At 61.8% G+C, this 15,136-nt stretch carries 11 protein-coding genes; 5 read left to right on the top strand and 6 right to left on the bottom strand.

Annotated elements, in window-relative coordinates; all coding sequences use genetic code 11:
- Positions 1 to 215: 215 nt before the first annotated feature.
- The 3 genes from AC245Y_RS02030 to AC245Y_RS02020 form a co-directional block, all read right to left on the bottom strand.
- Complete coding sequence (locus AC245Y_RS02030; protein ID WP_017992963.1) at positions 216 to 2,747, bottom strand: methyl-accepting chemotaxis protein; 2,532 nt, start codon at positions 2,745 to 2,747, stop codon at positions 216 to 218.
- Between the two features lie 313 nt (positions 2,748 to 3,060).
- A complete protein-coding gene (locus AC245Y_RS02025) occupies positions 3,061 to 3,204 on the bottom strand; it encodes a hypothetical protein (RefSeq protein ID WP_017992962.1) in 144 nt (47 codons plus the stop codon).
- 214 nt (positions 3,205 to 3,418) lie between these two features.
- Positions 3,419 to 4,639 (bottom strand): BaiN/RdsA family NAD(P)/FAD-dependent oxidoreductase, encoded by a 1,221-nt coding sequence (locus AC245Y_RS02020; protein WP_026157252.1) that lies wholly within the window; start codon positions 4,637 to 4,639, stop codon positions 3,419 to 3,421.
- Between the two features lie 88 nt (positions 4,640 to 4,727).
- Between AC245Y_RS02020 and AC245Y_RS02015 the strand changes: the two genes are divergently transcribed.
- From AC245Y_RS02015 to edd, 5 genes are all read left to right on the top strand, one after another.
- On the top strand, positions 4,728 to 6,164 hold the full coding sequence (locus AC245Y_RS02015) for a glutamine synthetase family protein (protein ID WP_017992960.1): 1,437 nt from the start codon (positions 4,728 to 4,730) through the stop codon (positions 6,162 to 6,164).
- A 12-nt stretch (positions 6,165 to 6,176) separates the two neighbouring features.
- On the top strand, positions 6,177 to 7,475 hold the full coding sequence (locus AC245Y_RS02010; protein WP_017992959.1) for an NAD(P)/FAD-dependent oxidoreductase: 1,299 nt from the start codon (positions 6,177 to 6,179) through the stop codon (positions 7,473 to 7,475).
- A 134-nt stretch (positions 7,476 to 7,609) separates the two neighbouring features.
- The gene (zwf, locus tag AC245Y_RS02005; protein ID WP_012756097.1) at positions 7,610 to 9,085 is read left to right on the top strand and encodes a glucose-6-phosphate dehydrogenase; all 1,476 of its coding nucleotides are present in this window, start codon (positions 7,610 to 7,612) and stop codon (positions 9,083 to 9,085) included.
- A gap of 10 nt (positions 9,086 to 9,095) precedes the next feature.
- Complete coding sequence (gene pgl, locus AC245Y_RS02000) at positions 9,096 to 9,794, top strand: 6-phosphogluconolactonase (protein ID WP_017992958.1); 699 nt, start codon at positions 9,096 to 9,098, stop codon at positions 9,792 to 9,794.
- 77 nt (positions 9,795 to 9,871) lie between these two features.
- On the top strand, positions 9,872 to 11,695 hold the full coding sequence (gene edd / locus AC245Y_RS01995) for a phosphogluconate dehydratase (RefSeq protein ID WP_017992957.1): 1,824 nt from the start codon (positions 9,872 to 9,874) through the stop codon (positions 11,693 to 11,695).
- A gap of 87 nt (positions 11,696 to 11,782) precedes the next feature.
- Here the strand turns inward: edd and AC245Y_RS01990 are convergent, their stop codons facing one another.
- The 3 genes from AC245Y_RS01990 to bglA form a co-directional block, all read right to left on the bottom strand.
- Positions 11,783 to 12,136, bottom strand: a complete 354-nt coding sequence (locus AC245Y_RS01990) for a hypothetical protein (RefSeq protein ID WP_003545591.1) — start codon at positions 12,134 to 12,136, stop codon at positions 11,783 to 11,785.
- 176 nt (positions 12,137 to 12,312) lie between these two features.
- Positions 12,313 to 13,401 (bottom strand): ABC transporter ATP-binding protein, encoded by a 1,089-nt coding sequence (locus tag AC245Y_RS01985; protein WP_017992956.1) that lies wholly within the window; start codon positions 13,399 to 13,401, stop codon positions 12,313 to 12,315.
- Between the two features lie 50 nt (positions 13,402 to 13,451).
- Positions 13,452 to 15,104 (bottom strand): beta-galactosidase BglA, encoded by a 1,653-nt coding sequence (gene bglA, locus AC245Y_RS01980; RefSeq protein WP_017992955.1) that lies wholly within the window; start codon positions 15,102 to 15,104, stop codon positions 13,452 to 13,454.
- Positions 15,105 to 15,136 lie beyond the last annotated feature (32 nt).

The following is a 15,136-nucleotide window of genomic DNA, read 5'->3' as shown; positions in this document are numbered from 1 at the left end:
AGACCGAGGTTAAATTAGATTAAAAGCGTTAAGGAAGATTCTCCGTAAATCAGGGTTGTCGGAGGTATTCATCGGCCTCGTTTTCGGACGGACCGTCTCTGCGTGATGGCCACGCCGCCACTCGCAATCCGACCGGAGCGCGGTTTCTGCGAAATAAAGAAAAACGGCCCCGGAAACTCCGGGGCCGCTCGCACGAAGGGCGGGTCGGTCGATGATCAGGCGGCGCGATAGACCGGCGCACTGGTGGCTTCGCCGTCGATCTTGAACTGCTGAATGAGCCGGCGCAGCGAACCGGCCTCGTCGGCCAGTTCGCGGCTGGCGGCAGTCGTTTCCTCCACCATGGCGGCGTTCTGCTGCGTCATCTGGTCCATCTGGTTGACCGTCGCGTTGACGCTCTGCAGCGCGTTGGACTGGTCGTGGCTGGCGCGAGCGATCATCTCGACATGCTGGCTGATCGTGACGATCTGGGCGCTGATCTTGGCGAGCACCGTGCCGGTCTCCTGCACGAATTGCGAGCCGGAATTGACCTCGTTGGTCGACTTGTTGATCAGCCCCTTGATCTCCTGCGCTGCGGCTGCGGAGCGCTGGGCCAGTTCGCGGACTTCCATCGCGACCACCGCGAAGCCCTTACCGGCTTCACCGGCGCGCGCCGCCTCGATGCCGGCGTTGAGCGCCAGGAGGTTGGTCTGGAAGGCGATCTCGTCAATGACGCCGATAATCTGCTCGATCTGGCGCGAGGCACCTTCGATGCGGCTCATCGCGTCGATCGCATTGCTGACGACGACGGCGGAATCGTCGGCGCTGCGCTTGGCCTGGCGGACGATCTGGTCGGCATCCTTGGCGCGTTCGGCCGACGAGCGGACGGTGACGGTGATCTGATCGACGGCAGCCGCGGTCTCTTCGAGCGAGGCAGCCTGCTGTTCAGTGCGCTTGGAGAGATCCTCGGCCGACTGGGCCATCTGGTTGCCGTTGCCCTGGATCAGTTCGACATTGTCGCGGATCTGGCTCATCGTCGCCTGCAGTCGCATCATCGAACCGTTGAAATCCTGGCGCAGCTGTTCGAGGCGGCCGATGAAAGGCGTTTCGATCGTCGTTGAGATATCGCCCTGCGACATGCGTTCGAGGCCGGCGGCGAGCGCGTTGACCGCGAATTCGATCTGGCGATCCATCTCGCGCTTTTCGGCGTCGTTGCGCAGGCGCTCATGTTCGGCGGCGGCGCGTTCCTCGTCGCTCTGCTCCTCGATGCGGATCTTCGAGATGGCATTTTCCTTGAAGATGCCGAGCGCGCGGGCCATGTCGCCGATTTCGTCGTGGCGCTGCTCGCCGGAGATGCTGGTATCCAGCGCCCCTTCGGCGATGCGGCGCATGGCGGCGGTGATGTGGCTGATCGGGCGCTGCAGCGTCAGCACCAGGGCAATGCCGCCGAGGATCGACAGCAGGATGCCGAGACCGGTGGTCATGACGGAAATGCTGTTTGCCTGAGTGCGCTCGGTGCCGGCCGTCTGCTTCTGCAGCTCGGCGAAATCGGTCAGCTTTTTCCAGATCTGGTCGAGCTCCTGGCGGGCGGCGGCATAGGCCGTGACGCGCTCGCCGATCGTGTCGACGATCTTCGAGCCGCCGCCGGAGATGACGTCGAGCGCCGGCTGGATCGCGCCGGATATGCCTTCGGCAAAGCCCATGCCCTTGGCGCTGGTGACCAGCACCTGCATGTCCTTGCCGAGCGTGCCGGCCTGCTGCTGCAGACGCACGAGATTTTCCTTGCTGGAGTCGGCGAGAAAGTCGGAAAGAACGATCTGCAGCGAATAGACGGAATTTTCGAGGCGCCTCGTATCCTGCAGGACCGAGTTGGCCTGGGCAATCCGGCCGTCGAGCGCCGCGAATTCCTGGGTCGCGTCACGCATCTTCTGCGTTGCGGTGAGCTGCGTATAGGTCGACGTCTGGCGGAAGCGCGAAACGAGGCGGCCGAGTTCGGTGGCCGTCTCGTCGGTCGGATTGGGTGTCTGGATGATCGCCTTGATGCCGTCGATGGTCGCAGCCAGCGCCTCGATGACATTCTTCTGATTGGTCGGAACCGAGATGGCGATCAGACGCTGCGATTTGATGATCTCCGGCATCTGTTCGTTGATGAAGGCGATCTTGTCCTGCGGTGTCTGCGGCTTACTGAAGCCGCTGGCGACGGTGCCGAGGAAATCCCCGCCCTTCAGCAGGCGGTCGGCCGTGCGAAGGGTGCTGGTGGCGGCGCTCTCGTCGCTCTGGACGGTGCTCTGCAACTGCTCGGCCTGGTAGGACACGGTGAAACGGGTGCTGATCACGCTTTTCTGGGCCGCGTCGATCTGCTCATGCAATGCCTGTTCCTGCTCGTGCAGGGCCCAGAGCTTGTCGACGACGCCCGAAATTTCCTTGGTGCGGCGCGATGCCTCCGCAAGGCTGTCGCGGCCAGCGGCTTCGTTACCGACCTGGCTCAGCGTCTGGTCGAGCACGCCTTGCTGGATCTTCAAATCCGCGCTCAGTTTGTCGCGCGCCTCAGGGCTGGTGACGCGCAGGAAATCATCCATCGAACCATAGAGATCCTTGAAGCCGCTGAGCGACTGCAGCACGCTGTTGGATATTTCCATGCGGCCCTGCAGTAGTCCCGAAGCGTAGAGGCCGGTCAGGCCCACCGCCGAAATGGTGACGACGAAAGGCAGAACGAAGATCAGAACCTTCGTCTTGATCCTGAAGCGGGAAAGAATCTTATCAATCAACATGGCGTTCCGGGCCTTTCATACACCACTCCTCCCGCAGGCGGCCACATGGCGCCAGCCGGGTGCACATCGAGCTGTTCTTATTTTACATTGGGGAACCCGGAAGCCAGGCGGCAGTCATTGCCAGTTCATGTCCAAACAACTTGGAGATGCCCAAATATTCGCGGGCAATTGTGTCAGATTAGATATTAATTTTCGGATAAGCAGTGATGGCGGGTTAAGCCAAGGCAGTGAAATAGTTGCAAAATTATGGGCCGCGTCGTCGCGGTGAGGTCATCACCATGCCGGAACGTTTGCTCCAGGCCTGCGGACGGGATCAGATGAAGTGCGAGAGCAGCAGCGCGAGGCTGGCGGCGGTGGCGCCGGCTGAAAGCATCAGATAGCGCAGGGCGACCATTCGAGCGTTCGGCTTTGCCTCGGCAATTGCGATGGCGCGGGCGCGTCGTGCGTTTCTGTTCATGGTCGAAACCTCACTTCTCTCTGACACAACAACAATCCAACAAAACGGCTTGCCGGTAAAGCTTAATTTAGGAACGACCTTACAAACCGCCAATTGAGACAGGATGGCGCACCTCTATTAAAAAGTCTTGAATCGGTATCTCCGGATATTTCCAAGGCATGTCAAAAAAATTGCAGCGGTTTTGGCCCGACGACATGCATCAAAACTAGGAACTTTAGACGCATTCGCCGGCGGCGAAACCGGAAGCCCAGGCCCACTGAAAATTATAACCGCCGAGCCAGCCGGTGACATCGACGCATTCGCCGATGAAATAGAGGCCGGGCACGGCTTTTGCTTCCATGCTGCGGGAATCGAGCGCTGCCGTGTCGATGCCGCCGAGCGTCACTTCGGCGGTGCGGTAGCCTTCCGAGCCGGAGGGTTTGACTGCCCAGTTCTGGACGCCGGCGGCAAGACGCAGCAGCGCCTTGTCGGGCAGGTCGGCCATGTTGCCGGAGATTTTCTCGCGCTCGACGAGAAATTGTGCCAGCCGCTTCGGCAGGATATCGCCGAGTGCCGTCTGCGGCGACTGACGGCCATTAAGCTGCTTTGCCATCTTCAGATGCGCCGCAATGTCGATATCCGGTTCGATCGCGACCACGATCTCGTCGCCCTCGCGCCAATAGGAGGAAATCTGCAGGATGGCCGGGCCGCTCAGCCCGCGATGGGTGAACAGCAGCGCTTCGCGGAAGCCGGTCCTGCCGTGGCGGATTTCGGCCGGGGCGGCAATGCCGGCGAGCGGCGCAATGCTTTCCAGCAGGCCGGGATCGAGCGTCAGCGGCACGAGGCCGGGTCGGGTTTCGAGCACGGCCAAGCTGAACTGCTCGGCGATGCGATAGGCAAAGCCGGTGGCGCCCATCTTCGGGATGGACTTGCCGCCGGTGGCGACGATCAGCGACGATGCTTCATAGTGACCTTCGCTCGTCGATATCAGGAACCCAGCTTCGGTCTTTTCGACGCCTGATATCTCGGTGCCGAGATGCAGCACTGCACCGGCCATGCGCATCTCGGCCAGCAGCATGCGGATGATATCCTTGGCGCTATCGTCGCAGAAAAGCTGGCCGAGCGTCTTTTCGTGCCAGGCAATGCCGTGACTGTCGACCATGGCGATGAAATCGGCGGGCGTGAAACGGGCAAGCGCCGACTTGCAGAAATGCGGGTTGGCGGACAGGAAGTTCTTCGGTCCGGCATGGATATTGGTGAAATTGCAGCGGCCGCCGCCTGATATGCGGATCTTCTCGCCAGGCGCCCTGGCATGGTCGAGGATGACGACCGAGCGGCCGCGTTTTCCGGCGCGGATGGCCGCCATCATGCCCGCCGCTCCGGCGCCGATGACGATAACGTCGCTTTTGCGCTGCAAACCCGTTTCCCCGATCAAACCCGCGTCTTCTTTTTCCATCAAAGGGCGAAAGTCAACGTTTGCCACCCCTCGCCAATTGGCAAAGTCTGGTTATGATGGCGCCACGATCAATACAAACCGGTGTGTCATGTCCCCAAAAAAGACGACGCTGAAGCCTGCCAGAAACGTACCCGCCTCGAAGAAAACTCCCCCGGAACCCGGATCCCTGCGTGGCGTTGCGAACTGGAAGGAAGCAGCGCGGTGGCTGAGGGACAGGGGCATCGAAGACATCGAATGCATCACGCCGGACCTTGCCGGCGTTGCGCGCGGCAAGATGATGCCGAGCTCGAAATTCACCTCCAACACCTCGCTGGCGCTGCCTTCGGCGATCTACCGGCACACGATTTCGGGCGAATATCCCGACGAGACGGAGAGCTTCCGCTATGAGCCGCGCGACAGCGACCTGAAGCTGATGCCCGACCTTTCGACGCTGTCCGTCGTGCCCTGGGAGACCGACCCGACGGCGCAGGTGATCTGCGATATCGTCGATTCGGACGGCGGCGAAGTGCCCTATACGCCGCGCAACGTGCTGAAGCGGATCATGAGCCTCTATCATGAGCGCGGCTGGAAACCGATCGTGGCGCCCGAGATCGAATTCTATCTCGTCGCCAAAAACGACGATCCCGACTATCCGCTCCACCCGCCCAAAGGCCGGTCCGGCCGCTCGATCCTCGGCGGCCAGGGCTATTCGATCGCCGGCATCAACGAGTTCGACGAACTGATCGACGACGTCTATCATTTCTCGGAGAAGCAGGGGCTGGAGATCGATACGCTGATCCATGAAGAGGGACCGGCGCAGATGGAGATCAACCTGCGCCACGGCAATCCGATCGAACTTGCCGACCAGGTATTCCTGTTCAAGCGGACGATCCGCGAGGCGGCGCTGAAACACGACATCTATGCGACCTTCATGGCCAAGCCGATGCAGGGCCAGCCGGGCTCGGCGATGCATATCCACCAGTCGGTGGTCGATATCGAGACCGGCAAGAACATCTTCTCCAATGCCGATGGCTCGGCCTCGAAGGAATTTTTCCATTTCATCGGCGGCATGCAGAAATTCGTGCCGAACGCGATGGCGATGCTGGCGCCCTACGTGAATTCCTACCGGCGCCTGCAGCCCGATATGTCCTGCCCGGTCAACAATGCCTGGGGTTACGACAACCGGACGACCGCCTTCCGTGTCCCGGTCTCCGATCCGCAGGCGCGGCGCGTGGAAAACCGGCTGCCGAGTTCGGACGCCAACCCCTATCTCGCGCTCGCCGCCTCGCTCGCCTCCGGTCTGCTCGGCATCATGAAGCAGATCGAGCCGACGGCGCCGACCGAGGATTCGGCCAATGAGGGATCGATCGACCTGCCGCGCGGCCTGCTGGAAGCCGTGGCGCTGCTCGAGGACGAACCCGCTTTCGAGGAGATGTTCGGCAAGCAGTTCATCGGCCTTTATGCCGGCGTCAAGCGCGGCGAGTTCGAGACCTTCATGCAGGTGATCAGCCCCTGGGAGCGGGAATTCCTTCTGCTCAACGTGTGAGGCAAGCATCAAATGGCATCGCAGGAGACGTGGCAGAGCCCGATCGCGCCCGGGCTGTCCTGGTATCAGGCAACCGTCGGGGAGCGGCCCACCTACCCCGCTCTCGACGGCTCGAGAACATGTGACGTCGCCATAATCGGCGGCGGTTATACCGGCCTGCAGGCCGCCTATAATCTTGCCAAGTCAGGCGTTTCGGTGGTCCTGATCGAGGCCTGCCGCTTCGGCGACGGGGCGTCCGGGCGCAATGGCGGCCAACTCGGCACCGGCCAGCGATGGTGGCCGGAAGAACTCGAGGAGAAGATCGGTTACGAACGCTCGAAGGCGCTGTTCGATCTTGCCGAAGCGGCCAAGCGCCATCTCATCGATTTCGCCCGCGAGCATCAGATCGAGATCGACTATGTGCCCGGCCAGCTCAATGTCGCACATAAGGCGAGCTACAAACGCGACTATTACGAAAATGCCGAAATCGCCGCCTTACGCTACGGCTATCCGCATCTCAGCTTCATGGACGAAGAGGAAACGCAAGAGAGGCTCGGCTCGAAGCGTTTCCATTGCGGCGTGCGCGATGTCGGCACCGGCCACATTCATCCGCTGAAGCTGCTGGTCGGGCTGGCGCGGGTCGCTGCCAATGCCGGTGCTGAAATCTTCGAGATGACCAAGGCAACGGCGATCCACCAAAGCGGCGGCAAGGTGACGATCGAAACCGAAAGGGGAACGATGACCGCCGAGCGCGCGCTGATCGCTTGCAACGGCCATATCGGCGACCTCGAACCGGTGACGGCGAGCCATGTCATGCCGATCCGCTCCTTCATCGGCGCCACCGCGCCGCTCGACGGGCATGCCGGTGTGCTTCCCGGGGGCGAGGCCGTGGCCGATTCGCGCTTCGTCGTGCGCTACTTCCGCAAATTCGGCGATGGCCGCCTGCTGTTCGGCGGGCGCGAGGCCTATACCTCGGACAATCCGCGCGACATTTCAGAGCACATCCGCCGGCAGATCGCCGAGATCTATCCCGAGCTGAAGGACATCGAGATTACCCATGCCTGGGGCGGCAGCGTCGGCATAACCCTGCCGCGCCAGCCGTTCGTGCGCGAGGTCATGCCCGGGGTCATCTCGATCGGCGGTTATTCCGGCCATGGCGTCATGCTGTCAAACTACTGTGGCAAGCTCTATGCGGAAACCGTGCTTGGAAAATCCGGCGATCTCGATCTCTTCACATCGCTCGATATTCCCGCCTTTCCCGGCGGAGCCCGGATGCGCGCACCGTTGCTTTTCCTCGCCTTGTCGTGGTTTGCACTTCGCGACAAGTTTTAGTCCGATTGCGGATTTCCTCTTCCGGAAATTCGCTCTAAAACCAGTTCCTGAGAGATTCATTGCACTGCACACTGGCTTTTTTAAATCGATTAGATTAAAAGGGCCGCCAACCAGCCTGATTGAGAGACAAGCTCATGAGCAGCCAAATCATTCCCGTTGAGCCCTTTGATTATGTCGTCTTCGGCGGCAGCGGCGACCTTGCAGAACGCAAGCTTCTGCCCGCGCTGTATCATCGCCAGATCGAAGGCCAGTTCAGCGAACCGACCCGCGTGATCGGCGCCTCGCGCAGCCCGTTGACGCACGAGGAATACCGCAAATTCGCCAAGGACGCGCTGAACGAGCACCTGAAGAAGGGTGAATATGACGAGGCGGAGGTGGAGAAATTCTGTGCCCGCCTCTACTACGTCTCGGTCGACGCCCGCACGGATGCCGGTTGGGATCAGCTGAAGAAGCTGCTCGACGAAGGCAAGGATCGTGTGCGCGCCTTCTACCTCGCCGTCGCTCCGGGCATCTTCGGCGATATTTCGCAGAAGATCCACGACCACAAGCTGATCACCAAATCGACCCGCATCGTCGTCGAGAAACCGATCGGCCGCGACCTCGCCTCGGCGCTGCAGCTCAACGACACGATCGGCCGTGCCTTCAAGGAAGAGCAGATCTTCCGCATCGACCATTATCTCGGCAAGGAGACGGTGCAGAACCTGATGGCGCTGCGCTTCGCCAACGCGCTCTACGAGCCGCTGTGGAACGCCAACTACATCGACCACGTGCAGATCACCGTGGCTGAATCGGTCGGCCTCGAAGGTCGCGCCGGCTACTACGACACGGCGGGCGCACTGCGCGACATGGTGCAGAACCACATCCTGCAGCTGCTCTGCCTGACGGCGATGGAAGTGCCCTCGTCGATGGATTCGGAAGCCGTGCGCGACGAGAAGCTGAAGGTGCTGCGGGCGCTGAAGCCGCTCAATGCCTCCAACGTCGAGCAGGCGACGGTTCGCGGCCAGTATCGCGCCGGCGCATCGGGCAGCGGACCGGTCAAGGGTTACCTCGAAGAACTCGAAGGCGGCGTCTCGAACACCGAAACCTTCGTCGCCATCAAGGCCGAGATCAACAACTGGCGCTGGGCGGGCGTTCCCTTCTATATAAGAACCGGCAAGCGTCTGACCGGGCGTATGTCCGAGATCGTCATCACCTTCAAGCCGATCCCGCACGCGATCTTCGACCAGGCGGCCGGGCGCATCAACGCCAACCAGCTGATCATCCGCCTGCAACCGGATGAGGGCGTCAAGCAGTCGCTGATGATCAAGGATCCGGGTCCGGGCGGCATGCGCCTGCGCAACGTCTCGCTCGACATGAGCTTCGCCCAGGCCTTCAACGTCCGCAATCCCGACGCCTACGAGCGCCTGCTGATGGACGTGATCCGTTCCAACCAGACATTGTTCATGCGCCGCGACGAAGTCGAAGCCGCGTGGAAATGGGTGGATCCGATCCTCAAGGGTTGGGAAACGACCGGCCAGCAGGTGCAGGGCTATACGGCCGGCACCTGGGGGCCGAGCCAGGCCATCGCGCTGATCGAGCGTGACGGCCGCACCTGGCATGACGAAATCTAGGACGAAATCGATGGCATCGACCCTGCATTCCTTCGCCAGCGCCGCAGACCTCGCCGGCAGTCTCGCCGACAAGGTCGCCGATGCGCTTTCGGCGGCGATTGCCGCCCGCGGAACGGCGTCCATCGCCGTTTCCGGCGGCTCCACGCCGAAGGTCTTCTTCCAGACGCTTTCGACGCGCGACGTCGCCTGGGACAAGGTGACGATCACGCTTGTCGACGAACGTTTCGTGCCGGCCGACAATCCGCGCTCGAACCATCTGCTTGTTGATGCCAATCTGCTGCAGAACAAGGCAAAGGCGGCACGCTTCCTGCCGCTCTATCAGGATGCTGCCTCCGCGGAGGAGGCGGCAAGGCTCGCAACCGAGAAGACCAGGGCGATCAGTTCACCCTTCGACATCGTCATCCTCGGCATGGGTGGCGATGGACACACCGCCTCGTTCTTTCCCGGCGGCAGCAATCTTGCCAAGGCGATCGATGCGTCGACGCCGCGCGGCATCATTACCATGGAAGCGGAAGGAGCCGGCGAGCCGCGCCTGACCTTCACCTTCTCCAGTCTTGAGGATGCCGCACTCCTGGTTCTCCATATTGAGGGCGAAGGCAAAAAAGACGTTCTCGTCAAGGCGGAAGGCAGCGGTGACGAGGCAGAAATGCCGATCCGCGCCGTTCTGCGCCGGGCCACTTCCCCGGTCGAGATCTACTGGGCTCCCTGATCCACCGTCATCCGGATTGAGATTCAGGCCAGAGCCGCCGAAACAGATAAAGACAACGAACAAGGCAGGGATTTTCCATGTCCGCTCACGCACGCATTTCTGCGATCACCGATCGCATCGTCGAACGCTCGAAGCCAAGCCGCGAGCGCTACCTGGAACGCCTGCGCGCCGCCGCTTCCAAGGGTGTCGCGCGCTCGGTGCTTGGCTGCGCCAACCTTGCCCATGGCTTCGCGGTCTGTTCCCCCGCCGACAAGGATGCGCTCGCCGGCGACCGCATCCCCAATCTCGGCATCATCACCGCCTATAACGACATGCTCTCGGCCCACCAGCCATTCGAGACCTATCCGGCGATCATCCGCGAGGCGGCGGCCGAGGCAGGCGGCGTGGCGCAGGTGGCCGGCGGCGTGCCGGCGATGTGCGACGGTGTCACCCAGGGACAGCCGGGCATGGAGCTCTCGCTGTTCTCGCGCGACCTGATCGCCATGTCGGCGGGCGTCGGCCTGTCGCACAACATGTTCGATGCCGCCCTCTTCCTCGGCGTCTGCGACAAGATCGTGCCCGGCCTGGTGATCGCGGCATTGTCCTTCGGACACCTGCCGTCGATCTTCGTTCCGGCCGGTCCGATGACCACAGGCCTGCCGAACGACGAGAAGTCACGCGTGCGCCAGCTCTTCGCCGAAGGCAAGGTCGGACGCGCCGAGCTGCTGGAGGCGGAATCGAAATCCTATCACGGCCCCGGCACCTGCACCTTCTACGGCACCGCCAATTCCAACCAGATGCTGATGGAGATCATGGGCTTCCACATGCCCGGCTCGTCCTTCATCAATCCCGGCACGCCGCTGCGCGAAGCGCTGACGCGCGAAGCCGCCAAGCGGGCGCTGGCGATCACCGCGCTCGGCAACGAATTCACGCCGGCCGGCGAGATGATCGACGAACGCTCGGTCGTCAACGGCGTCGTCGGCTTGCATGCGACCGGCGGCTCGACCAACCATACGCTGCACCTCGTCGCCATGGCGCGGGCGGCCGGCATCCATCTTACCTGGCAGGACATTGCCGAGCTCTCGGAAATCGTCCCACTGCTTGCCCGCGTCTATCCGAACGGGCTCGCCGACGTGAACCATTTCCAGGCGGCCGGTGGCATGGGTTTCCTCATCAAGGAACTCTTGAAGCACGGCCTGGTGCATGACGACGTGCGCACAGTCTTCGGCCAGGGCCTCGCAGCCTATACGGTGGATGCCCGTCTCGGCGAAAACGGCGCCGTCATGCGCGAGCCGTCGCCGGAAAAAAGCGTCGATCCCAAAGTGCTTTCCAGCATCGAGACGCCGTTCCAGGCGAATGGCGGGTTGAAGATGCTGCGCGGCAATCTCGGCAAGGCGGTCATCAAGATATCCGCCGTCAAGCCGGAGCGCCACATCATCGAGGCGCCGGCGATCATCTTCCATAGCCAGCAGGCGCTGCAGGATGCCTTCAAGGATGGCAAGCTCAACCGAGATTTCATCGCCGTCGTGCGCTTCCAGGGCCCGAAGGCGAACGGCATGCCGGAACTGCACAAGCTGACGCCACCGCTCGGCGTGCTGCAGGACCGCGGCTTCCGCGTGGCGCTGCTCACCGACGGGCGCATGTCCGGCGCATCCGGCAAGGTGCCGGCCGCGATTCACGTCACGCCGGAAGCGGTCGACGGCGGTCCGATCGCCCGTATTCGCGAGGGCGACATCATTCGCCTCGACGCGATCAAGGGCACGCTCGAGGTGCTCGTCGATGCGGCCGACATGGCCGAGCGTGAACCTGTCGTCGTCGATCTCTCCGACAATGAATTCGGCATGGGCCGCGAGCTCTTCGCGCCGTTCCGCCGCGCCGTCGGGCCTTCGGACCAGGGTGCGAGCGTGCTCTTCCACCACTGAGCGGGTGGCTTCTGGCAAACAAAAACCCGCGGGAGCCTGAAGCGCCCACGGGTTTTGATTTCAATGCGTCCTGGTGAACGCGCGACTTTAGGCTCGAATATCGAGCACGTAGTCGCGGTGCGCCGGATGGGTGCTGTAGACGAAGATCTTGTTCAGCTCTTTCTGCGTCAGCAGGCGCAAGAAGCGAACTTCCACTGTGTTGTTGGCGTTGACCTTCATCAGCAGGCATCCGACCTTGGTGATGCGGGCATCCGGAATATCCAGATAGAACTGCTTCGGCAGGCTGAACTGGGTCAGGATCGCGAGCGTCGCGCTGCTCATCGAGATCCGGACAATGTCGCAGCGGCGCGAAGCCGCGTGCATGACGCCCTTTTCCGTATATTCGATGCGCGCGGCGTTCATGGTGTCCTCCATCTTGAACCGCGCCTCGCGGTCATACATGAAGGATTCTTCCTTGCTCAGGAAATGAGATTTTGGCTGTGACGGATTGGAAGCGGCCACCTGCTTATCCCCCTCATAAATTGACAGGGAAAAGGTAGCAGCCGATCTTTAACAGAAAGTGAGAATTCGGCCCGTCCCGCACAATTCTTGGGGCCATCACCCCAAAAATGGCCGCCTCACTTTCGGTAGGTATGGCCGGTTGCGTCAAACAGATGCAACTTCTGCCTGTCGGCGGCAAACCGCATCCTCTGGCCCTTCTTCACATCATAGATGCCGGGCAGCTTGACGACGATCGGCTCGCCCGGGACCAGACCCTCGATATAAAGCAGCGTCACTTCGCCGAGCGCTTCGACGATCGACACTTCCCCTTCGAAAAGGTAGTCGGCGCCATCGGCAACCCGGAGATCCTCCGGCCGAACGCCGAAGCTTGCCTGCTTGCCCATTTCCGACGCGTCGGTCGCCACATCCAGCGTCACCGACATGCCGCCGGTCAGCGTCACCGTCGTCTGGCTTCCAGTCCCGGCGACCGTCGCCGGAATGATGTTCATCGCCGGCGAGCCGATGAATTTCGCGACGAAGAGGTTTGCCGGGCGCTCGTAGAGGTCCAGCGGCGCGCCGACCTGCTCGATATTGCCGGCGGAGAGAACGACGATGCGATCAGCCAGCGTCATCGCCTCGACCTGGTCGTGGGTAACGTAGATCATCGTCGTATCGGCCATCTGTTCGTTCAGGCGGGCGATCTCGATGCGGGTCGCGACGCGCAGCGCGGCATCGAGGTTGGACAGCGGCTCGTCGAACAGGAAGACCTTGGGATCGCGGCAGATGGCGCGGCCGATCGCCACGCGCTGGCGCTGGCCGCCGGAAAGCGCCTTCGGCAGGCGACCGAGATATTGGGTCAGCTGCAGGCTCTCGGCCGCCGCTTTGACGCGGCGATCGATTTCCTGCTTGCTTTCGCCGGCGATCTTCATGCCGAAAGCCATGTTGTCGAACACCGTCATATGCGGGTAGAGCGCATAGGATTGGAAGACCATGGCGATGCCGCGCTTGGAGGGCGGCACGTCATTGACGAGATGGCCATCGATATACATCTCACCGCCGGTGATCGCCTCGAGACCGGCGATCATGCGCAGAAGCGTGGACTTGCCACAGCCGGACGGACCGACGAAGACGATGAATTCGCCCTGCTTGATATCGAGGTCGATACCGTGGAGAACGTCCACGGAACCGTAGGATTTGCGGATATCCTTCAGCGTCAGTCCAGTCATTTCTCTCTCCCTGTGTTCCCTGGGCCTGTGTTTCCTTAGGCCTATGTTCCTTAGGCAAGACGGGCGAAATACGCCCCCCAGGCCGGAATATCGATCTTGTCGCCATAGTTGTTGCTGGTAAAGCCGTGGCCCGTCAATGCCTGCCATTCTCCCGCAGGCAGAATGACGGCGGCCTCGGCCGGGCTCATGTTGAAGATGCAAAGCAGCTTCTCGTTGCCGTATTCACGGGTGAAGACCAAGCTATCGCCCTGTTGTTCCTCGAATTCGATCTCGCCCTTGGCAAAAGCCGGATGCAGCTTGCGGAAAGCGATGAAGCGGCGATAGTGCTCCAACACGGAAGCCTCGTCGCCCAGCTGGACGCTGACGGCACGCAGGATATGCTCGACCGGCACCGGCAGCCAGGGCTTGACCGTCGAGAAGCCGCCCTGGGCGACCTGGCTGTCCCAGACCATCGGCGTGCGGCAGCCATCGCGGCCCTTGAATTCCGGCCAGAACTGGATGCCATAGGGGTCCTGCAGATCCTGATAGGCGAGATCGGCCTCGGTCAGCGCCAGCTCCTCGCCCTGATAGAGGCAGACGGAGCCGCGTAGCGTCATCAGCAACGAGGCATAAAGCTTGGCAAAGGCGTCGTGATCGGCGACCAGCCCGCCCCAGCGGCTGACATGGCGCATGACGTCGTGATTGGAAAAAGCCCAGCAGGCCCAGCCATCCGGTGCCGCGGCTTCGAAATCCTGCATCACCTCCTCGACGCGCTCCGGCGTCAGCGGATCGGGCGCCAGGAACTCAAAGGCATAGCACATGTGCATCTTGTCATTGCCGGAGGTGTATTCGCCGACGATTTCAAGGCCGCGCTGGCTGTCGCCGACTTCGCCGACGGCGGCGATTGCCGGGAATTCCTCGAGAACGGCGCGGAAGCGCTTCAGGAAGGCAAGGTTCTCCGGGCGGTTCTTGTCGTAGAGATGCTCCTGAAAATTATAGGGATTGACCGCCGGCGCCGTCGAAGCGTTGCGGCGCTCGGGGGCAAGCGCCGGATTGTCGCGCAGCTGCGTGTCATGGAAATAGAAATTGATGGTGTCGAGGCGGAAGCCGTCGACGCCGCGATTGAGCCAGAAGCGCACGACGTCGAGCAGACGGTCCTGCACCTCAGGATTATGCAGGTTCATGTCCGGCTGCGAGGTCAGGAAATTGTGCAGGTAATATTGCATGCGCGTCGGATCCCACGCCCATGCCGAGCCGCCGAAGATCGACAGCCAGTTGTTCGGCGGCGTACCGTCCGGCTTGGCGTCGGCCCAGACATACCAGTCGGCCTTGGCGTTGGTCTTGCTGGAGCGGCTCTGCGCGAACCAGGGATGCTGATCCGAGCTATGGGAGATGACGAGGTCGATCATCACGCGGATGCCGAGGCGATGAGCCTCGGCGATCATCGTGTCGAAATCCACCAGCGTGCCGAAGATCGAATCGACATTCTCGTAGTCGGAAACGTCATAACCGAAATCACGCATCGGCGAGGTGAAGAAGGGCGAGATCCAGATCGCATCGACGCCAAGGCTTGCCACATGCGGCAGGCGAGCGGTGATGCCCTTCAGGTCGCCGATGCCGTCACCGTTCGAATCCTGGTAGGAGCGCGGGTAGATCTGGTAGATCACCGCGCCGCGCCACCAGTCTTTGTCAGGGGTCGAGATCGATTGGGAAGCCACGTTCATGGAATATCCTGTTTGAAGTCACGTTTGGAATG

It is taken from the genome of Rhizobium sp. SRDI943, assembly GCF_057653695.1.
Note: the sequence above shows the minus strand (reverse complement) of the source record. Positions and strands in the feature narration are given on the sequence as shown.